Origin of the sequence: Rathayibacter sp. AY1C7, from assembly GCF_002931865.1 — a bacterium.
Taxonomy (GTDB): Bacteria; Actinomycetota; Actinomycetes; order Actinomycetales; family Microbacteriaceae; genus Rathayibacter.
The window spans coordinates 19,513-39,109 of sequence record NZ_PSWB01000023.1 but is presented as its reverse complement, the minus strand read 5'-3'; the positions used below and the strand labels follow the sequence as shown (position 1 = coordinate 39,109).

The window sequence follows — 19,597 nt, the reverse complement described above, 5'->3', positions numbered from 1 at the left end:
GGCGCCGGCGATCGGCGCGGACCTCCACGCTAACGATGCTCCCGCTGGGCCGCACCCGCGATCGATCCGTCAGCAGCGGCCCGTCCCGGCGGCGGGCACGGGCCGCGGACGACGGATGGACGCGGCCGCGGCCCGCTCAGGCCGTCGCGTGCAGCGCGGCGTACGCGCCGCCCGTCGCGAGCAGCTCATCGTGCGTCCCCTGCTCCACGACGCGCCCCTCGCTGAGCACCACGATCCGGTCGGCCGTGCGGACGGTGCTCAGGCGGTGGGCGACGATCAGCGTCGTGCGCCCCTCGCGCAACCGGTCGAGGGCGAGCCGGACCTCGCGCTCGGTGCGCGGATCGAGTGCGGCGGTCGCCTCGTCGAGCACGAGCAGACGGGGGTCGCGGATCAGGGCCCGCGCGATCGCGAGGCGCTGGCGCTGGCCTCCCGACAGCAGGGCGCCCCGCTCCCCCACGACCGTGTCCCAGCCGTCGGGCAGCTCGAGGACGAACTCCGCGTTCGCCGCCCGCAGCGCCGCCTCGAGCCGGTGGTCGTCGGCGTCCGCTGTCCCGTAGAGCACGTTGTCGCGGATGCTGCCGCGGAAGAGCACCGACTCCTGCGGCACGACCGAGACGAAGCGGCGGGCCGTGCGCATGTCGAGGGCGGCGATGTCACGGCCGTCGAGCAGCACGCGGCCCTGCGAGGGGCGGACGAATCCGAGGACCACCCGGGTCAGCGTCGACTTCCCCGAGCCGGAGGGGCCGACGAAGGCCACGGTCTCCCCCGGGGCGATCCGGAGCGACACGTCGTGCAGCACGCGCCGGTCGCCGTAGTCGACACTCACCCGGTCGAGCTCGACTCCTCCGGCGAGGGCGTCGACGACCGGCTCGCCCTCGTTGTGCTCCACGTCGGGGTCCGCCAGGACCTCGGCGATCGAGCGGCGCGACTCGAGGCCGCGGGTGACCAGCGGAGCAGTCTGGAACGCCGCCGTGATCGTCCCGGTGAGCAGCGCGAAGTAGGAGCTCAGCAGCACGACCTCGCCGACCGTCACCGGCAGGACGCCCGTCATCGCGATGACGGCTGCGCCGAAGAGCGAGCCGAGCGTGATGAGCTGGTAGCTGCTCCACGACAGCGCCCCGAAGCGCCCGTTCAGGCGGTCGAGGGCGACGCCCGCCCGCTCGACGCGGCGGGCGGCCTCCACCACCCGCTGGACCGAGACCTTCTCGAGGCCGTGGGCGCGGGTGACCTCGAGGAGCGCGGACATCTCGCCGACGGTGCCGGACATCGTCTCGACGTGGCGCCGGAACGCCTCGTTGCCGGCCGCTGTCCGCCGACGGAGCCAGAGCACGAGTGCGGCCGCGAGCGGGACGGTCAGCGCGAACACCAGCAGGAACTGCGGCACCCTCGTGCCCGTCGCCACTCCGGCTCCGACGAGCACCACCAGCGCTGTCAGCACCGGCCCGAAGGCCTGCTGCAGCATCAGCTCGAGGTTCTCGACGTCGCGCACCACCTTCGTCTGGGCGATGGAGGCGCTGCCTCGCGAGTGGTAGTCGAGCGAGAGGCTCTGCAGCCGCTCGGCGAGCGCCTCCCGCAGCCGCAGGCCCAGCGCGCGGACGGCGGACGAGGAGAGCCGCACGTAGACCGCGTTCGCCCCGATGTTCGCGAGGATCGTCGCCGCGGCGGCCGCGGCCGGCACGACGAGCGCCGATGGCGACCGGCCGTCGACGAGGGCGTCGACCACGGCGGCGGTGACGAGCGGCAGGATCCACAGCGGGCTGTCCTTGACGACGTAGGCGAGCGCCGCCCCGACGACCCGGTGCCGCGACGGGCGCAGGGCCGAGCGGAGCGGATGCTCGGAGGAGATGCCGCTCACGGCACGAGGGCGGGCTCGCGCGCCGCCGCCGTCGATCGGAGGATCAGGGCGGCCGCGCCGATCAGAGGCCCCTCCCCGCCGAGCCCGGACGGGCGGACGTCGAGACCGCGGGCGTAGTCCAGGACAGCGTGCTCCCGGGCGCTCGCCTGCACGAGGTGGAGGTAGTCGCGGGTCACGCCCGCGAAACCGCCGCCGACGGCGAAGTCGTGCACGTCGAGCAGGGTCGCCGCGCCCGCGATCGCCGTGCCGACGGCCTCGGCGGAGCGGCGGACCGCGGACAGGGCCACGGCGTCGCCGTCCGCGGCCGCGCGCCCGAGCTCCTCCCCGGTGCTCCCGGCGAAGCCCCGTCGCCGGGCCCAGGCGACGGTGCTCGGTCCGGAGGCGATGCTCTCGAGCGTCCCGTCGCTCCCCTCCTCGGGGTCGGCGTCGGCGACGTGCACCTGGCCCAGGTGGCCGGCGTTGCCGGAGCGGCCCGCCAGCACCCGGCCGTCGAGGACGATCCCGCCGCCGATCCCGGTCGACACGACGAGGCTCACCGAGGAGACGGCGCCCCGGTTGGCCCCGTACCAGTGCTCGGCGAGGGCGATGCAGGTCCCGTCGAGGCGCAGCTCGACCGGCCGACCGGGCACGAGCCGCTCGAGCGCTTCCCGGAGCGGGACGCCGTGGAGCAGCGGGAGGTTCTTCGGTCGGATCCGGCCGCCGTCGAGGTCGATCGGCCCCGCGGATCCGGCGCCGACGCCGACGACGTCCGCCCCGGCCGTCGAGGCGGCGACGCACTCCGCGAGCGCCCGCTCGAACTCCTCAGGAGTCAGGGCGGGGCCGGTCGCGCGCCGGTGCCGCGTGCCGGGCACGAGCCCGCCCCCGGCGTCGACGAGGGCGGTCTCGATCTTCGTGCCGCCGACGTCGACGGCCAGGGCGGGCTGCGTGCTCACCGCGGATCAGGCCCAGTCGGCGACGAGCTGGTTGGCCGTGCGCAGCACGCTCGGCGACACCAGCGCCTCGGTGTCGAGACCGGAGCCGCGCACCGTGAAGACGATGCTCTCGCCCGGCAGCAGCGTGACCAGCTGGTCGTCGACGACGGCGGACGGGTCCACCTTGTCGACCAGGAGGGTGACGTCGCGCACGAGGTTCTCGGCGGTGACGGTCACCTGCACTCCGCCCTCGACGGGGGCGGCGCTCGTGCGCAGGCGCGCGGCCTCCAGGGCGGAGTCGCGGTACTCGGCGAAGAACCAGAACGCGCGCGTCCCGGCGAAGTCGACGACGAGCAGCTCGGCGGCGGCGTCCTCGGGCGTCGCCACGCCGGACCCGATCGGCAGGGTGCGCACCGAGCGCGCCCCGACCGCGAGCTCCTGCCGCTCCTCCGCCAGCACCGTCCCGTCGAACGCCAGGCGGCGCACGACGCACTCGCCGGCCCACTCCTCGGGGGAGTCGCCCACGGCGACCACGGCGAGCCCCTCCCCGCGCGGCTGCACGGTGAGCAGACGGTCCTCGAAGACGTGCTTGAGCGCGTAGAGGAGCGGCTTGGCGGTGCCGTCGCCGTCCACCGCGGCCCACGAGGTGACCGGCCAGCAGTCGTTGAGCTGCCAGACGATCGAGCCCATGCAGCGCGGGCTCTCGGAGCGCTGGTGCTCGATCGCGAGCGTCACCGCGAGCGCCTGGTTGAGCGACATCGCCCAGTGCCAGTCCTCCGTGTCGTCGGGCAGCGGGAGGTGAGCGACGAGACCGTCGGTCAGCTTGTCGTTGCCGTCGGTCGCCTTCTGGTGGTGGATCATCCCGGGCGACTCGGGAGTCAGCGGCGAGTCCGAGATCGAGCGCTGGATGGTCGACCACGACGCCGGCCCCTGCCAGCCGAACTCGGCGACGAATCGCGCGTGGGCGTCCCGGTAGGCGGGGTAGTCGACGCGGTTCCACAGCTCCCAGAGGTGCACGGAGCCGTGGTCGAGGTCGTTCGCGAAGATCTGCGGGTCGCCCGACCAGGGGCTCCCGGGCGTGTACGAGCGCGCCGGGTCGAGCTCGGCGACCAGGCGCGGGAGCAGATCGAGGTAGTAGCCCAGGCCCCAGGTGCGGCCCTGGAGGCGCTTCTCCCAGCCCCACTCCTCGAAGCCCCAGATGTTCTCGTTGTTGCCGTTCCAGAGCGCGAGGCTCGGGTGCGGCATGATCCGCGTGACGTTGTCGCGGACCTCCGCCTCGACCTCGCTGCGGAGCGGCTCCTCCTCCGCGTAGGCCGCGCAGGCGAAGAGGAAGTCCTGCCAGACGAGGATGCCGCGCTCGTCGCAGAGGTCGTAGAAGTCGTCGGACTCGAAGTAGCCGCCGCCCCAGATGCGGAGGAGGTTGAGGTTCGCGGACTCGGCCTGGTCCATCCTGCGGGCGAGGCGCTCGCGGTCGACCCGGGTGATGAAGGCGTCGTCCGGGATCCAGTTGGCTCCGCGGATCCAGACGGGCTCGCCGTTGACGACGAAGCGGAACGAGGTGCCCTCGTCGTCGCGGTCGAGCTGCACCTCCAGGGTCCGGAAGCCGATCCGCTGGGAGCGCTCGTCGATGACGGCTCCGCCCTGCAGGAGCGCGACCTCGAGGTCGTGGAGCGGCTGCCCGCCGAAGCCCCGCGGCCACCACAGGGCCACCTCGGCCGCCTCGAGGTGGAGGACCGCGGTGCGCTCGCCACCGGGGACGCTCGCCACGGCCTCCGCGCCGGCGACGGAGGCGCGCACCTCCACCTCGGCGTCCGAGGCCCGGTCGAGCCCCACGTGCAGCTCGACGCGGCCGGTCGTCCCGTCGACCGTGACCACGGGGCGCACCGAGGCGAGGCGCGCACCGCTCCAGGCATGGAGGGTCACCGGCTTCCAGATGCCGGCGGAGGCGGCGTCCAGCCCCCAGTCCCAGCCGAAGTTGCAGGCGGCCTTCCGCAGGGCGTTGAAGGGGTGGGAGTAGGTGTGCGGCCGGTAGCCGATCTCGAGGCTCGCTCGGTCGGCCTCGGCGACGGGCGAGGCGAAGGCGACGACCAGCTCGTTCGCCCCGTCCTGCAGAGCCTCGTCGACGCGGATCCGGTAGGTGCGGTGCTGGTTGCGGGTGCGGGCGATCTCGTGCCCGTTCAGCGTGACGACGGCCACCGTGTCCAGGCCCTCGAAGACGAGCTCGTGCACGTCGCGGCCGTCGGGGGCCCAGTCGAACGAGGAGGAGTACTCCCAGTCCGTCTCGCCGATCCAGGTGACCTTCTTCTCGTTCTGGTCGAGATACGGGTCGGGGATCAGACCCGCGGCGAGCAGGTCGGTGTGCACCAGGCCGGGCACGACCGCGGGGACGACGGCGGCGACGAGCTCGGCGGGGACGGGCCCGCGGGTCGCGCGGACGCTCCAGCCCTCGTGCAGGCGGCGGGTGGCCGCGGTGGTCGCCCGGCTGTCGGTGTCGATGGTGTGGGTCACTTCGTGGCTCCTGAGGTCAGTCCGTTGTAGATGAAGCGCTGGAGGAAGAGGAAGGCGACGAGGGTCGGCACGATCACCAGGATCGTGCCCGCCGCGATGACCTCCCACTGGGCCCCGAACGGGCCCATGAAGCGGAAGAGGGAGGTCGAGATCACGCCGAGGTCGCGGGAGGGCATGTAGAGGAAGGGGATGTAGAACTCGTTGTAGACCGCGATGCCCTTGATGATCACGACGGTCGCGATCGCGGGCTTCAGCAGCGGGAGCACGATCCGCCAGTACACGGTGAAGCGGCTCGCTCCGTCGAGCATCGCGGCCTCGTCCAGCGAGACCGGGATCGACTGCATGAACTGCAGGAAGATGTAGATCGCGACGATGTCGGTGCCCGTGAACAGCAGGATCGCCGACCATCGGGTGTTGAAGAGGTCGAGGGCGTTGATCACCTGGAACGTCGCCACCTGCGTGGTGACGGAGGGGACCAGCGTCGCGAGCAGGAAGAGCCCGGTCACCAGGCTCCGCCCGCGGAAGCGGAACCGGTCGATCGCGTAGGCGGCCATCGTGCCGATCAGCACGGTGCCCACGATCGAGACGACGAGGATGATCCCGGTGTTGAGGAACCCGGTGACCATCCCGCCCTGCGTGAAGGCGATGGCGAAGTTCTCGAGGTTGAACCAGTTCGAGGGCGGCGTGAGCGGTCCGGTGCCCCGGTACTCCGCCGAGGTCTTGAACGCGAGCATCACGATCGTGACGATCGGCACGAGAGCGAAGAGGCAGGCCACGATCAGCGAGCCGTACTTCCCGATCGAGCCGAGGACGGATCCCGCCGACCGGCGGGTGCGCCGCTCCTTCACGGCCGCCTGCCGCGTCACCGGGAGACCGGTGACCGCCGGGGGGCGCTGCTGGGTGCTGGTCATTCCTGGCTCGCCTTCTCGTCGGGGAACACGCGCCGCTGCACGGCCGTGATGATCAGCACGATCGCCAGCAGCACCACGGCCATCGCCGACGCGAGGCCGACCTTGGAGTAGCGGAAGGCGGTGTCGACGGTCTGGATCACGAAGGTCTCGGACCCGTTCGCGCCGCCGGTCATGATGTAGGGCATCTCGAAGGCCGAGAGCGCCCCGGCGATCGCGAGGATGAAGGACAGCCCGAGGATGCGCCGGATGCTCGGCACGATGATGTAGCGGAACTTGTCGAACGCGCTCGCGCCGTCGAGATCCGCCGCCTCGTACTGCTCCTCCGGGACCGACTGGATCGCACCGAGGAACAGCACGAAGTTCAGCCCCATGTAGCGCCAGACCGAGGTGGCCGCGAGGGACACGTTGACGACGGAGGGGTCGCCGAGCCACTGCGGGGTGTTCTGCACGCCGAAGACGCCGAGCACCGCGTCGAGCGTTCCGTCCGGGCGGAAGAAGTAGAGGAACATCAGCCCGATGGCGACGCCGTTGATCAGGTAGGGGAAGAAGATGACGCCCTTGAAGAAGTTGCGGAACCGGGTGCGGAAGCTCAGCAGCGTCGCGAAGAAGAGGGCGAGGCCGAGCTGCGCGATCGCGCCGGCGAGGTAGAACAGGCTGACGAAGAAGACCCGGAAGATCTCGGGCCGGGTGAAGATCTCGACGTAGTTCTCGAGGCCGACGAAGGTCTTGTCGGGGTCCAGGCCGTCCCAGTCGGTGACGCTGTACCAGAACATGTTCGCGACCGGGATGTACGTCAGCACGACCAGGAACGCCAGCGGGACCGCCAGGAAGAGCCAGGGGGTGATGCGCCTGCCGGTGAGGCGCTGCCGGCGGCGGGGCCGGATCCGCTTGCTCGCTCCGACCTCGATGGGCGGAGCGTCGGTGATCGCCATGGTCGATCCTTCCGTCGTTCGGGGGTGCAGGAGCTGTGGAGCTCCGGAGGGAGGGGGCGGGCGGCCGCGGGAGGCGGCCGCCCGCGGGGACTACTCGGCGACGTCGGCGCGGGCCGCGGCCCAGCGCGAGTTGAGGTCGGCGAACAGCGACTCCTTGTCGCCGGCGCCCGCACCGCGCGCGGCGTCGATCAGCTCCTGGCGGTAGGCGTTGCCGAACAGGTCGATCTCGGCCTCGTTGGCGATGTCGTTGATGACCGCCTCCTTGCCGACCGGGTCCGGGGCGAGCTCGAGGTACTGCACGCCGAGCGCGTCGAAGTCCGCGAGGGTGTCGGGAGCGGGGTCGCTGATCACGGGGCTGATCGCGCCCTGGCTCTCGGCGTAGCCGGACTCGTTCGTGAACCAGTCGATCCACGCGCGGGCGGTGGCCTTGTTGTCCGAGTTCTTGTTGATCGCGAGGAACTTGTCCGAGGCGGTCACCGAGGTGAAGGTCCCGTCCTGCGCCCACGGCATCGGCCAGAAGCCGATGACGTCGCGGGACTTCCCGGCCTTCTCGGCCGCGTCCTGCATCTGCGAGACGGCCCAGGAGCCGAGCACCATCGAGCCGATCTCCCCGCTCGCGAGGAGGTCCTTCGACTCCTCCCAGTTCGTGGTGGTCGGGTCCGCCTCGCTGAGGCCCTGCGCGACCGTGTCGTAGAGCAGGCCGTCGATGTTGTACTGGTCGTTGCCCTCGGTCCAGGGCGCGTCGTCCGCGATCATCTCGGTGCGGACGTCCGCCCCCTGCACCGTGCCGAGGTTGCCCTCGATCGTCGCGAGGGGCCACCCGTCCTTGTAGTTCGTGTAATAGGGGACGACGCCGTCGGCCTTGATCTTCTCGAGGTCGGCGAGGTACTCCTCCTCCGTGGCGGGCGGGTCGGTGATGCCCGCCGCGGTCCAGACGTCGCGGTTGAACACGTAGCCCATGGCCGAGCCGAAGGTCGAGACTCCGTAGGCGGTGCCGTCGAACGAGCCCTCGTTGGTGAAGCGGTAGGTCTTCGACAGCTCCTCCGTCGAGCCCAGCGGCTCGAAGTAGTCGGAGTAGTCGTCCTTGGTGACGTTGGAGCTCGGGATGAGCAGCACGTCGCCGTAGTCCTTCGAGTTCAGGCGGATCTTGGTGTCGCCCTCGTAGTCGGTCAGGGCCTCGAACTTCACGGTCGTCCCGGGGTACTTCCCCTCGAACGTCGTCGCGTAGTCGGCGAAGGTCGTGTCGACCAGGTCGGTGCGGTTGGTCAGCACAGTGATCTCGCCGGCCGGCTCGCCGGAGTCGTTCCCCGCCGATCCGCCGGAGCAGCCGGCGAGCGCGAGGGAGGACGTGACGGCGACGGCGACGATGCCGGTCAGCGTGGTCCTGCGGTTTCTGGTGGGTCGTTGCACGGGTGTTCTCCTCGGTAGGGCGTCGCGGTGCGACGGTGAGTGCAGTGGGTGCGGGACGGAGGTCAGTGACGGGCCTGCCACCAGTGCCGGATCGTCGGGAGGTACTGGCGCACCAGCGACTCCAGCCACGACGGCACGTGGGGGTGGGGCGAGGGTCCGGCCGTCGGCGGCGCGGTGGGAGTCGTCGGCGGTGCGGTGGGCGTCGTCGGCGGTGCGGTGGGCGTCGTCGTCGGCGGGATGGTCGGCGTCGTCGTGGGCGGAGCGGTCGGCGTCGGCGTCGGGGCGGGCCCGGCGGCGACCACCGTCGCCACGTCGTCGACGGTGAGGACTCCGGTCCCCGATCCGTTCACGTAGAGGGCGTACTGGGTCACCGAGGTCAGGTCGAGATCGGCCTCCGGGGCCCACGACGGCGGAGCGAAGGCTGAGAAGGGGACGACGGTCGGCCCCTCCGTCGCCGGGGTGACGGAGGCCTCCCAGTAGGCGCCGTTCGCGACGAACTGCACCGAGAACGGGGCCGCGGCGTCCACGTCGAGGGTCAGCCCGGAGTAGCCCCACCAGTTCTGCGGAGCATCGAACGTCTTCACGACGCCCGCGTAGCCGGCCGTACCCGTGTCGTAGTCGAAGCGCGCGGCGCTGCCGGCGCCGGAGGGCACCAGCGTCGGCGCGATGGTGCCGCCCCCGCTGTTCCGGACGTAGGCCTCGCGGACCGCCGCGTCGTCGGCGTAGCCCTCGAAGTCGTCGACCACGACGGGCTCCGTCGGCACGGCCGAGGTCTCGAACGAGCGGACCTCGGACACGGCGGAGCCGACGCCGTTCACGGCGGTCACCCGCCAGGAGTAGCGCGTCTCGGGGGCGAGGTCGACGTCCGGGCGGACGGTGGTCGCGGTGAGCCCGGTCGTCTCCACGATCGGGTCGGAGAGGTCCTCCGATGCCGAGAGAGTGAAGCGGTAGAACGCGGCGTCGGCGGCGGGCTCCCACGAGAACGCGGGGGTCGCGGTGATCCCGTCGGCGCCGGCGGCCGGCGCGACGAGCGCGGGGGCGGCCGGGGCGCCGAGCGGAGCGGCGTTCGGCGAGAAGAGGTTCACGGAGCCGATCTGCGGCGTCCACGCCTCGCCCGGGCCCTGCGGCCACGAGACGCGCAGCTGGTTCACGCCGGAGAGGCCGCGCACCGACAGCGTGTACTGCTTCCAGTTCCCGGTGCCGCCGCGGGTGTCGACCGCGATCGGCGCCCACTTCGCACCGTCGGCCGAGCCCTCCACGGTGAGCGGGGCGACCGGCTGGTCGGGCCAGTACCAGGCCGTCACGTCGGCGCCGCTGATGTCGTCGAAGCTCCAGGTGAGGCTCGCCGGATCGGTGCTCTCGCGCTTCACGCGGGAGACGTCTCCGCCGAACTGCGCGGGCGAGCCGGAGTCGATCGCGAGGCTGCCCGTGCGGGCCGACACCTTCGAGAAGTCGTCGAGCGGGTCGGCGAGGGCCACCGCCTCCGCCGCGCTCGTGACGGTGGCGCGCTCGAGGGTGGCGCTGCCGCTCCAGGAGAGGCGGACGGCGTCGCCGTCGAGGCCGTCCGCTCGGAGGGCGCCGCCGTCGACCGTGGTCGCGGCCGGAGTCCAGGTCGTCCCGTCGGTGCTCGTCGAGACGGTCGCGGCCGAGGGGTCCGAGAGGAGGAACTCGGCGGCGGTCACGCCGTCACGCTGCCAGGTGATGCTCGCAGCGCCCGTCGCGGCAACGACTCCGCCGGCCGGCGTCGGCTCGAGCCGCGCGTTCTCGTGTGCCGAGCTGAGGGTCCAGGTCTGCAGCGGATCGACGAGCACCGTGCCGGCCTCGGGCGCGGCCACGGGGTCGGAGGCGGGGCCGGGGCGATCGCCCTCGCCGACCGCGACCACGCGGTAGCGCGCTCCGTCGGGCGAGTCGTAGTCGGTGACCGGGGAGGCGGAGGCGGAGACGGCGCCGTCGGTCACGTCGCTCCAGGCACCGCCGTCGACCGAGCGCTGCACGAGATAGCCCTGCGCTCCCGCGGTCCCGCGCCACGAGACGGTGGTGATGCCGTACACCTGGTCGAGGGCCGTGACGAGCGGGGCGCCGAGCTCGTGCCGGCCGGTCGTGCTGCCGACGGCCGCGCTGTAGCGCTCGACCGCGTCCACGCTCTCCCGCTCCCGCGCCGAATCGCCCGGGTAGTGGAGGGTGAAGCCGTCGTCGTGCGGGACGAAGCCCCCGCGGTCGTTGTTCCCGAACAGCGACCAGAAGAACATGCCCGAGACGTTCCGGTCGGCCGCGGCCGCGTCGAGCAGCGTGGCGGAGGCGGCCGTCGAGGCGTACTCCCCCGCGATGTAGACCTTGCCCGCGTCCGCGACGGTTCGCGCGTCGGCCGAGACCCGCTCGGCGGTCGGCGGGTAGTAGTGGACGTCGACGATGTCGAGGTCCGGCGACGCGAGGGTGTCGGGATCGATGTCGAAGCGGCGGCCGGCGGCGACGAGCTGCTCCGGGGCCTTCTCCTTCAGGTGCGCGACCTGGGCGTCGATCCACTCGCGGGTCATGCCCTCGAGCTCGTTGCCCAGCTCCCACGCCATGATCGTCGGGTCGTCGACGAAGCGCGTTCCGGTGATCGTGTTCGTGTGGTCGAGCACGTGGTCGACGTAGTCCTGGTATGCCGCGATCGCGGCCGGGTCGGTGTAGAAGTCGTCCGACTCGAGGCCGAGCGGAGTCGTGAAGTCGCGGTGACCGCCGTGGTAGTACTCCCACTGGTCGGTGAGCGGCAGCACCAGGCGGATGCCGAGAGTGCCCGCGTAGGCGACCGCGAAGTCGATGGTGCGGAACGCCTCCTCGTTGTACTCGCCGAGCCGCGGCATCAGCGCGAGCGGGTCGGCGTCGTCCTGGCTGGTCGACGTCATCATGTGCGAGCGCACGACGGTGACCCCGAGCCCGGCCGCCGTGTCGAGGGCGTCCTTGATGCGGAAGTAGGTCGGGTAGTCGATCCCGCCGACGTTCTCGTCGAGGCCGAGCCAGTAGATGTTCGTCCCGCTGGCACGGAAGCGCTCGCCGTCGAGGGTGAGGGCGCTGCCGTCGCGCTGGACGAACGCGGTGTTGGCGCTGGTCCAGTCGGCCGGCGCGGCCTGGGCGGCCTGGGCGGAGGACGCGGTCGCGACGAGGGTCGAGGCGACGACGGCGGCGATCGCTCCGCCGGCGAGGGCCGAGCGGAGGCGGGAGCGCCTCGGGGCGGGCGGTGCTGCGGCACGGGTCATGTGTGTTCCAGGGCTCCTTCGACCGGGGTGGAGGACCGGCTCGCGTCGTTCCGCTCTCGGGAGCGGGGCTCGTCGCCCCGCCCTCGTCGGCCGGTCCTCGGACAGACTCCCCTGTCCTCCCCGTCGAGGTCAATATCAAAAGTAAATAATTTATGTAACGAATGGAGACGTCAGTGCGAGCACGCGGGGCGTGGCGACGGCCGTCGACCGACGGTCGGAGATGCTCAGGCCGCCGGCGCGCCCGTGGATCCGCGCGGGACGATCACGACGGCAGGGCTGCTGATCGCGCGGCTCTCGCCACCCGCGATGCCGGCCAGGAGCTCCCGGCCGGCGAGCATCCCGATGACCTGCACGTCGTGCGAGACCGCCGAGAGCGGGGGCTCGCTGAGCTGGCACTGCGCGGAGTCGTCCCAGGCGAGGAGCGAGAGCTCGCCCGGGACTACGACACCGCGATCGCGGGCCTCGTCGAGTCCGCCGAGCGCCATCAGGTCGCTGTCGAAGACGACCGCCGTCGGCCGCTCGTCGCCGTCGAGCAGGGCCGCCAGAGCTCGGGCCCCGGAGGCCCGCGAGTAGTCGCCCCCGGCCGTCGGTCCGGACACTCCGTGCCGCGCGCACTCCTGCGCGAACGTCTCCTCGCGGATGCGCGTGTGCAGCAGCTCCGCGGGTCCGGCGACGTGGCCGAGCCGGGAGTGGCCCTGACCTGCGAGGAAGTCGACGGCCGCGCGCATCGCGTTGTCGTCGTCCGTCCACACCGCGCGGAAGCCGACGGCGGCGCTCGGCGGGCCGATCACGACGGCGGGGAGGCCGAGGCCGCGCACGAACTCCGGCCGCGGATCCCCGTCCTCGAGGTCGACCAGGATCACGCCGCTCACCTCGCCGTCCTCGCTCCACCGCCGATAGGTCGCGAGCTCGGCGTCGGCGTCGGGCAGGACGTTGAGGAGCACCGAGTAGCCCGAAGGGCGGACCGCCCGCTCGACACCGGCGATGAACTCGTGGAAGTACGGCTCCGCGCCCATGATCTCGGTCGCCCGCACCAGGGCCAGGCCGATCGGTCTCGTCCGCGTCATCGCCACCGCCCTTCGTCGCCCGTCCAGAGTAGGGGGCCGATCGGCGGCGGAGCCGTCCCGTACGCTGACGAGCGGAACGGGAGGTGACGGCATGGCACGGCGCGAATCGACACCCGCGGCCCCCGGGAGCCGCGCCCTCGTCGTGGACCTGATCCGCTCCTCCGGGCCGATCAGCCGCGTCGAGCTGACCGCCGCGACCGGCCTCACCCAGCCCGCCATCTCGATGATCGTGCGCAAGCTCCTCACCGACGGCATCGTCCGCCAGACCGGCTCGACCTCGACCGGGGGCAAGCCGCGGCAGCTGCTCGAGATCAACGCGCGGGCGAGGATCGCCATCGGCCTGCAGCTCGGCTTCGAGTCGATCACCCTGGTCGCGACCGACACGGGCGGAGGCGTGATCGCACGCCAGCAGATCGACGGCGCCGCGCTCGCCTCCCCGGAGGAGGTCACCGCGCGCCTGGTCCGGGCCTACGACGACTTCATCCGCGGGACCGGGATCGACCGCGGCTCGATCGCGGGCGTGGCGGTCGTCGCTCCCGGCCCGATCGACCAGGCCGCGGGCCGCGTCCTCGGCCCGCCGACGCTGCACCACTGGCGCGACCACCCGCTCCGCCAGGAGCTCGGCGCCGGTCTGGGCGCGCCGATCCTGCTCGACAACGACGCCGCCGCCGCCGCGATCGGCGAGTTCTGGAGCCGCGGCGTCTCGCGGCACCGCACCTTCGGGAGCATCTACGTCGGCACCGGCATCGGGGCCGGCGTCGTCCTCGACGGCGCACTGCTGCGCGGGGCGAGCTCGAACGCGGTCGAGATCGGCCACGTCACGATCGTGCCGGGCGGGCGCGAGTGCTTCTGCGGCAACGTCGGCTGCCTCGAGCGGTACGCCTCGCCGACGGTGGTCGTGGAGGAGGCGCGCTCCGACCGCGCCGCGTTCGCCGGCCTCGACCTCGCCTTCCGCGCCGAGGAGCACGCCCGCGACTTCGACGTGCTCAGCCTGGCGGCGATCAACGGCCATCCGGCGGCCCTCGCCCTGATCGAGCGCGCGGCCGGGCACCTGGCCGACGGCGCTCTGATCCTGGCCAACCTGTTCGACCTCGACGAGCTGGTCCTCACCGGCCCCGGAGTCGCCATCGCCGGATCGATCCACACCCGCGCGATCCGCGCCCGCCTCGACGAGCGCCGCTTCGCCCGCCGGGCCCACCCGATCGAGGTCGAGCTCTCGAGCAACCCGCGCGACGCGGCCGCCGTCGGAGCGTCCTCCCTCGTGCTGCAGAGCACCCTCTCGCCCGGGCACGGGCCGGTGCTCCTGCAGCCCGGAGGGCGCGATGGCTGAGGCCGTCGTCTCCGCCGGCCGGCTGCTCGGGCGGACCGTCGAGACGCCGGACGGAGCGGCGCACGCGTTCCTCGGGGTGCCCTACGCGGGCGACCCCCGGCGCTTCCTCCCGGCTCCGCCGCTCGAGGCCTGGAGCGGACGGCGCGAGGCGCTGGAGCCCGGACCGCGCGCTCCGCAGACGTCGGGTGGAAGCGAGACCGGCTGCCTGACCGTGAACGTCTGGACGCCGGAGGCAGCCGAGGCCTGCCCGGTGATCGTCTGGATCCACGGAGGGCTGCACGTCGCCGGCTCCCCCTCCGAGCCCTTCTGCGACGGAGCACGGCTCGCCGCCCGGACCGGCACCGTCGTCGTGGCGCTCGGCCACCGGCTCGGCGCGCTCGGATTCCTCACCGTGGACCACCTCCTCGGCCACGAGTACCGCGACTCCGCGAACGCGGGCCTGCACGACACCGTCGCCGCGCTCGAGTGGGTCCGCGACGAGATCGCGGCGTTCGGAGGAGACCCCGGTCGGATCACGCTGGCCGGCCAGTCCGCCGGCGCGACGTCGGCCGCGATGCTGCTCGCAGCGCCCCGCGCCGAGGGCCTCTTCGCGCGAGCGGTGCTGCAGAGCGCGAACCCCGAGCGCGTCGGGTCCCGCGAGTACGGCGAGGAGGCGACGGCGGAGCTGCTCGACCTGCTCGGCGCGCCGCCGGAGCGGCTCCTGGACCTGCCCTGGACGCGCCTGATCGAGGCGCAGGACCGCCTGCTCGCCCGCCGCTCGGCCGCGGGTCCGAACACCGTCGCCGTGTTCCGGGCGGGCCTCGACGGCCGCCTGCTGACCCGCGACCCGGTGTCCGCCGTCGCGGCGGGAGCCTCGAGCGGAGTGGATCTCGTCGTGACGACGAACGTCAACGAGGGCTCGGGCTCCGTCGACCTCCGGGCTCCCGACTCCGTCGAGCTGCGCGCACAGCTCGACCGGCACGTCGCCGACCTGCTTCCGGGAGGGGACGCGGGGGCCTATCGAGAGGCTCTGGCGGCCGACCTGGGCCGCACCCCCTCGGACGCCGAGGCCCTGGAGGCGTGCCTCGCCGACGAGATCTACCGGCAGCCGAGTCTGCGGCTGCTCGACGCCCGGGCCGCAGCGACCGGATCGACGCGCGCCGCCCTGTTCGCCTGGCGCGCCGACGACTCCCGCGGCGCGACCCACTCCCTCGAGCTGCCCTTCCTCTTCCGCAGCCTCGACGACGCCCGTGGCACGATCGGGCCCGCCCCGCAGCGCCTCAGCGACGAGGTCTCGTCGCGCTGGGCCGCCTTCGCGGCGACGGGCGACGCCGGCTGGCCCGAGTACGGATCCGAGCGCACGACGCTCGTGCTCGACGACCCCGTCCGGATCGTCGACGCTCCCCGCGAGCACCTGCGCCGCCTGGTCGCGTCCCACCGCCGCTGATCCCACCGGCCACTGGCCCCGTCCAGGCGGTTAGGTTAGGTTAACCTTCGCAACCCACACCACCCCCTTCGAAGGATCGCCGTGCCCGCCACTCGCACCCCCCTCCGCCTGACCGCCGTCGCCTCGCTCGGCCTCGCCGCGCTGCTGCTCACCGCCTGCTCGGGAGGAGCCGACGCCGGCTCCGAGGGCACGTCCGAGAGCAGCGCCGCCGAGAGCAGCGAGGGCTTCCCCGTCACCGTCGACCACGCCTTCGGCAGCACCACCGTCGAGTCGGCCGACCGCGTCGTCGCGACGAGCTGGACCAATCAGGACGTGGCGCTCGCGCTGGGCGTGACCCCGGTCGGCTTCACCCGCGCCTCCTACGGCGACGAGGACGGCGACGGCCTGCTGGTGTGGACGAAGGAGGCGCTCGACGCCTCCGGCGCCGAGACCCCGACCCTGTTCGACGAGACCGACGGCGTGCCCTTCGAGGCGATCTCGAACCTCAGCCCGACCGTGATCCTCTCGGCCTACTCCGGCATCACCCGGCAGGACTACGACACCCTCAGCCAGATCGCCCCCACCGTCGCCTACCCGGGCCTGCCCTGGGGCACGACCTGGCAGGACTCCGCGAAGCTCGACGGCGCCGCGCTGGGCCTCGAGGACGAGGCCGTCGCGAAGGTCGGCGAGATCGAGAGCGACATCACGCAGACCACCGCGTCCTACCCGCAGCTCGCGGGCACCACGTTCATGTACGGCTGGTACGACCCGACCGACGCGAGCACCTTCACCTACTACACGCCGAACGACGCGCGCGTGAAGTTCGTCGAGGACCTCGGGCTCGACGTCGCCCCGAGCATCGTCGAGCTCTCCGGCGACTCGGAGGCGTTCAGCGGCACCATCAGCTCCGAGAACGCCGACCAGCTCGACGCCGACGTGCTCGTCGTCTACGGCGACGACACGACCCTCGCCGCGCTGCAGGCCGACCCGCTGCTCTCCAAGATCCCGGCCGTCGAGCGCGGCTCCGTCTACGTGCTGGAGGACGGCTCCTCCGCCGCCATGGCCACCTCGTCGCCGAACCTGCTCAGCATCCCGTGGGTGCTCGACGAGTACACCGCCGGCCTCGCCGCGGCCGCCGACAAGGTGTCGTGACCCGCACCGCACCCACCCGGAAGACGAGGGCGACCGCGCTGGCGGTCGCCCTCGTCGCGCTGGCCGTCGCCTCGGTCCTCTCGCTCGTGTACGGCTCCCGCGAGATCCCGCTCGGCGAGGTCTGGCCGGCGCTGACCTCGCCCGATCCGGCGTCCATCGTCGACGCGGCGGTGCAGGGGCGGGTGCCGCGGACGGTCCTCGCGATCCTGGTCGGCGCCGCGCTCGGGCTCGCCGGAGCCGTGATGCAGGGCCTGACCCGCAACCCGCTCGCCGATCCGGGCATCCTCGGCCTCAACTCCGGCGCCTCGCTCGCGGTCGTGCTCGGGATCGCCGGGGTCGGCGCGACGAGCCTGCCGCAGTTCATCTGGCTCGCGTTCCTCGGAGCCGCCGCCGCCGGGGCGTTCGTCTACGCGGTCGCGTCGCTCGGCCGCGAGGGCGCCACTCCGCTGAAGCTCGCCCTCGCCGGAGCCGCCACCGCCGCCGCGCTCACCTCCCTCATCAGCGCCGTCCTGCTCACGCAGGAGACCACGCTGAACCGCTTCCGCTTCTGGCAGGTCGGCGGAGTCGGCGGCGCCGAGACCGCGAGCATCCTGCAGGTCCTCCCGTTCCTCGCGGTCGGCGCGGTGCTGGCCCTGTCCAGCGCGCGGGGGCTCGACGCCCTCGCGCTCGGCGACGACCTGGCGACCGGGCTCGGCCGGCGCGTGGGGCGCATCCGCCTGGTCGCGGGGCTCGCGGCCGTGCTGCTCTGCGGCGCCGCGACCGCGATCGCCGGACCGATCGGATTCATCGGCCTGGTCGTCCCGCACCTCGCCCGCCGCGTCACCGGCCCCGCGCACGCCTGGCTGCTGCCCTCCTCCGCTCTGCTCGGCGCCCTGCTGCTGCTCGTCGCCGACGTGGTCGGCCGCGTGGTCGCCCGGCCGAGCGACGTCGAGGTGGGCATCGTGACCGCGCTGATCGGCGCCCCGGTGCTCATCGCGATCGTGCGCCGCTCGAAGGTGCGGGCGCTGTGAGGACCGCGGAGGCGCCCGCCGCGGTCGGCATCGCGGCCGGCCGCACGCTGCGCCGTCGGCGCACGGTCATCGGCTGCGCGGTCCTCGCGGTGCTCGCTCTGGTGCTCGTCGCCGTCTCGCTCACGGTCGGCAGCACGGTCTACTCGGTGCCGGAGGTCGTCCGCGTGATCCTCGGCGAGACCGTGCCGGGCGCCTCCTTCACCGTGGGCACGCTGCGGCTGCCGCGCACCATCACGGCCGTCCTGGTGGGCGTGGGCTTCGGGATGGGCGGCGTGATCTTCCAGACGATGCTGCGCAACGCCCTCGCCAGCCCCGACATCATCGGCATCACGTCGGGGGCGAGCGCGGCGGCCGTCGTCGCGATCGCGTTCTTCGGGCTCTCGGGCGGCGCGGTCTCGGTGATCGCGGTCGCGGCCGGGCTCGCGACCGCCCTGATCATCGCCGGACTGGCCGAGGGCGGCGGAGTGATCGGGGCGCGGCTGATCCTCATCGGCATCGGCGTCGCGGCCATGTTCCAGAGCGTGATCGCCTACGTGCAGACCCGCGCCGACTTCGAGGACGTCCAGGAGTCGCTGCGCTGGCTGACCGGCAGCCTCAACTCGGCCGCCTGGCCCTCCGTCCCGCCGCTCGCGCTGACGATGCTCGTGCTGGTGCCGCTGGCGCTGCTGCTCTCGGGCCGGCTCGGCGTGCTGCAGCTCGGCGACGAGTCGGCGACCGCGCTCGGACTCGACGTGCGGCGCAGCCGGCTGGCACTGCTCGCGGTCGGAGTCGGCCTCGTGGCCGTCGCGACCGCCGCCACCGGCCCGATCGCGTTCGTCGCCTTCGTCTCGGGGCCGATCGCGCGGCGGATCCTGCCGAGCGCGCGCACGCTGCTGATCCCCTCCGCCCTGGTCGGCGCGGTCGTGGTGCTCGCCGCCGACCTGCTCGCCCAGTACGTCGTCGGCGCGCTGTTCTCGGGCGCGCGCTTCCCGGTCGGCGTCGTCACCGGCGCCCTCGGCGCGCCCTTCCTGCTCTGGCTCCTCGCCCGCCGCAACCGCTCCGGAGGCTCCCTGTGACCGACGCCCCGCCCACCCTCGCCGCCGACGCGGTCACCCTCGCCTACGACGAGCGCGTCGTGGTCGACGGGCTCTCGCTCGCCGTGCCGCCCGGCCGGATCACGGTGATCGTCGGCGCGAACGCCTGCGGCAAGTCGACGCTCCTGCGCGCGATGGCGCGGCTGATCACCCCGCGCTCGGGGAGCGTCCTGCTCGACGGGCGCGCGATCCACCGGCTCCCGACGCGCCAGGTCGCGCAGCAGGTGGGGCTGCTGCCGCAGACCCCGATCGCGCCGGAGGGGATCGCTGTCTCCGACCTGGTCGCCCGGGGCCGCTACCCGCACCGGGGCCTGTTCGGCCGCGGCTCCGGATCGGACGACGACGCGATCGTCGAGGAGGCGCTGCGCGACACCGGCACGCTCGAGCTCGCCGACCGCCCCGTGGACGAGCTCTCGGGCGGGCAGCGCCAGCGGGTGTGGATCGCGATGGCCCTCGCTCAGCGGACCGACGTGCTCCTCCTGGACGAGCCGACGACCTACCTCGACGTGTCGCACCAGGTCGAGGTGCTCGACCTGCTCACCGACCTCAACCGCTCGCGCGGGACGACGATCGTGATCGTGCTGCACGACCTCAACCTCGCCGCCCGCTACGCCGACCACCTCGTCGCCGTGCGCGACGGCGCCCTGTACGCCTCGGGCACGCCCGCCGAGGTGGTGACGCCGGAGACGGTGCGCGCGGTGTTCGGGATGGAGTCGCGCGTGATCGAGGACCCGGTCTCGCGGACGCCGCTGGTGCTGCCGATCGGGCGCCACCACTCGGGCTGAGCCCGGCCG

14 protein-coding genes are annotated in these 19,597 nt (G+C 73.1%); 6 read left to right on the top strand and 8 right to left on the bottom strand.

What is annotated here, in order from left to right; translation table 11 throughout:
• Positions 1 to 136: 136 nt before the first annotated feature.
• The 8 genes from C5C69_RS12620 to C5C69_RS12585 form a co-directional block, all read right to left on the bottom strand.
• Complete coding sequence (locus tag C5C69_RS12620) at positions 137 to 1,855, bottom strand: ABC transporter ATP-binding protein (RefSeq protein ID WP_104258022.1); 1,719 nt, start codon at positions 1,853 to 1,855, stop codon at positions 137 to 139.
• The gene (locus C5C69_RS12615; RefSeq protein ID WP_104238483.1) at positions 1,852 to 2,787 is read right to left on the bottom strand and encodes an ROK family protein; all 936 of its coding nucleotides are present in this window, start codon (positions 2,785 to 2,787) and stop codon (positions 1,852 to 1,854) included. The genes C5C69_RS12620 and C5C69_RS12615 overlap by 4 nt, the downstream gene beginning before the upstream one ends.
• A gap of 6 nt (positions 2,788 to 2,793) precedes the next feature.
• Positions 2,794 to 5,274 carry a glycoside hydrolase family 2 protein gene (locus tag C5C69_RS12610; RefSeq protein WP_258065273.1) on the bottom strand — a complete coding sequence of 827 codons (2,481 nt, stop codon included), beginning with the start codon at positions 5,272 to 5,274 and terminating at the stop codon, positions 2,794 to 2,796.
• On the bottom strand, positions 5,271 to 6,185 hold the full coding sequence (locus C5C69_RS12605) for a carbohydrate ABC transporter permease (protein ID WP_104255948.1): 915 nt from the start codon (positions 6,183 to 6,185) through the stop codon (positions 5,271 to 5,273). Before C5C69_RS12605 ends, C5C69_RS12610 begins: the two co-directional genes overlap by 4 nt.
• Entirely contained in the window at positions 6,182 to 7,117 is a 936-nt protein-coding gene (locus C5C69_RS12600; protein WP_104258021.1) for a carbohydrate ABC transporter permease, read from the bottom strand. The genes C5C69_RS12605 and C5C69_RS12600 overlap by 4 nt, the downstream gene beginning before the upstream one ends.
• Positions 7,118 to 7,207: 90 nt before the next feature.
• Positions 7,208 to 8,527, bottom strand: a complete 1,320-nt coding sequence (locus C5C69_RS12595) for an ABC transporter substrate-binding protein (RefSeq protein ID WP_244230529.1) — start codon at positions 8,525 to 8,527, stop codon at positions 7,208 to 7,210.
• Between the two features lie 62 nt (positions 8,528 to 8,589).
• Entirely contained in the window at positions 8,590 to 11,766 is a 3,177-nt protein-coding gene (locus tag C5C69_RS12590; RefSeq protein WP_104258020.1) for a cellulase family glycosylhydrolase, read from the bottom strand.
• Positions 11,767 to 11,990: 224 nt separating this feature from the next.
• Positions 11,991 to 12,833: a LacI family DNA-binding transcriptional regulator gene (locus C5C69_RS12585; RefSeq protein ID WP_219812374.1), complete on the bottom strand. Its 843-nt coding sequence runs from the start codon at positions 12,831 to 12,833 to the stop codon at positions 11,991 to 11,993.
• Positions 12,834 to 12,924: 91 nt separating this feature from the next.
• On the opposite strand from C5C69_RS12585, the gene C5C69_RS12580 reads away from it, so the two are divergent.
• The 6 genes from C5C69_RS12580 (at position 12,925) to C5C69_RS12555 (ending at position 19,588) form a co-directional block, all read left to right on the top strand.
• Positions 12,925 to 14,163 (top strand): ROK family transcriptional regulator, encoded by a 1,239-nt coding sequence (locus tag C5C69_RS12580; RefSeq protein WP_104258019.1) that lies wholly within the window; start codon positions 12,925 to 12,927, stop codon positions 14,161 to 14,163.
• Positions 14,156 to 15,589, top strand: a complete 1,434-nt coding sequence (locus C5C69_RS12575; RefSeq protein WP_104234021.1) for a carboxylesterase/lipase family protein — start codon at positions 14,156 to 14,158, stop codon at positions 15,587 to 15,589. The genes C5C69_RS12580 and C5C69_RS12575 overlap by 8 nt, the downstream gene beginning before the upstream one ends.
• A gap of 81 nt (positions 15,590 to 15,670) precedes the next feature.
• On the top strand, positions 15,671 to 16,720 hold the full coding sequence (locus C5C69_RS12570) for an iron-siderophore ABC transporter substrate-binding protein (protein ID WP_181127061.1): 1,050 nt from the start codon (positions 15,671 to 15,673) through the stop codon (positions 16,718 to 16,720).
• Entirely contained in the window at positions 16,717 to 17,730 is a 1,014-nt protein-coding gene (locus tag C5C69_RS12565) for an iron ABC transporter permease (RefSeq protein ID WP_104224306.1), read from the top strand. Before C5C69_RS12570 ends, C5C69_RS12565 begins: the two co-directional genes overlap by 4 nt.
• Entirely contained in the window at positions 17,727 to 18,785 is a 1,059-nt protein-coding gene (locus C5C69_RS12560; RefSeq protein WP_104258018.1) for an iron chelate uptake ABC transporter family permease subunit, read from the top strand. The genes C5C69_RS12565 and C5C69_RS12560 overlap by 4 nt, the downstream gene beginning before the upstream one ends.
• Positions 18,782 to 19,588, top strand: coding sequence for an ABC transporter ATP-binding protein (locus C5C69_RS12555; protein ID WP_104224308.1), 807 nt, complete (start codon positions 18,782 to 18,784; stop codon positions 19,586 to 19,588). Before C5C69_RS12560 ends, C5C69_RS12555 begins: the two co-directional genes overlap by 4 nt.
• The last annotated feature ends 9 nt before the right edge of the window (positions 19,589 to 19,597 follow it).

What these genes read in the sequence shown, in the direction of transcription:
- C5C69_RS12585 (WP_219812374.1), bottom strand. Translation starts at nt 12,833, where the DNA reads ATGACGCGGACGAGACCGATCGGCCTGGCCCTGGTGCGGGCGACCGAG.
- C5C69_RS12600 (WP_104258021.1), bottom strand. Translation starts at nt 7,117, where the DNA reads ATGGCGATCACCGACGCTCCGCCCATCGAGGTCGGAGCGAGCAAGCGG.
- C5C69_RS12590 (WP_104258020.1), bottom strand. Translation starts at nt 11,766, where the DNA reads ATGACCCGTGCCGCAGCACCGCCCGCCCCGAGGCGCTCCCGCCTCCGC.
- C5C69_RS12580 (WP_104258019.1), top strand. Translation starts at nt 12,925, where the DNA reads ATGGCACGGCGCGAATCGACACCCGCGGCCCCCGGGAGCCGCGCCCTC.
- C5C69_RS12605 (WP_104255948.1), bottom strand. Translation starts at nt 6,185, where the DNA reads ATGACCAGCACCCAGCAGCGCCCCCCGGCGGTCACCGGTCTCCCGGTG.
- C5C69_RS12575 (WP_104234021.1), top strand. Translation starts at nt 14,156, where the DNA reads ATGGCTGAGGCCGTCGTCTCCGCCGGCCGGCTGCTCGGGCGGACCGTC.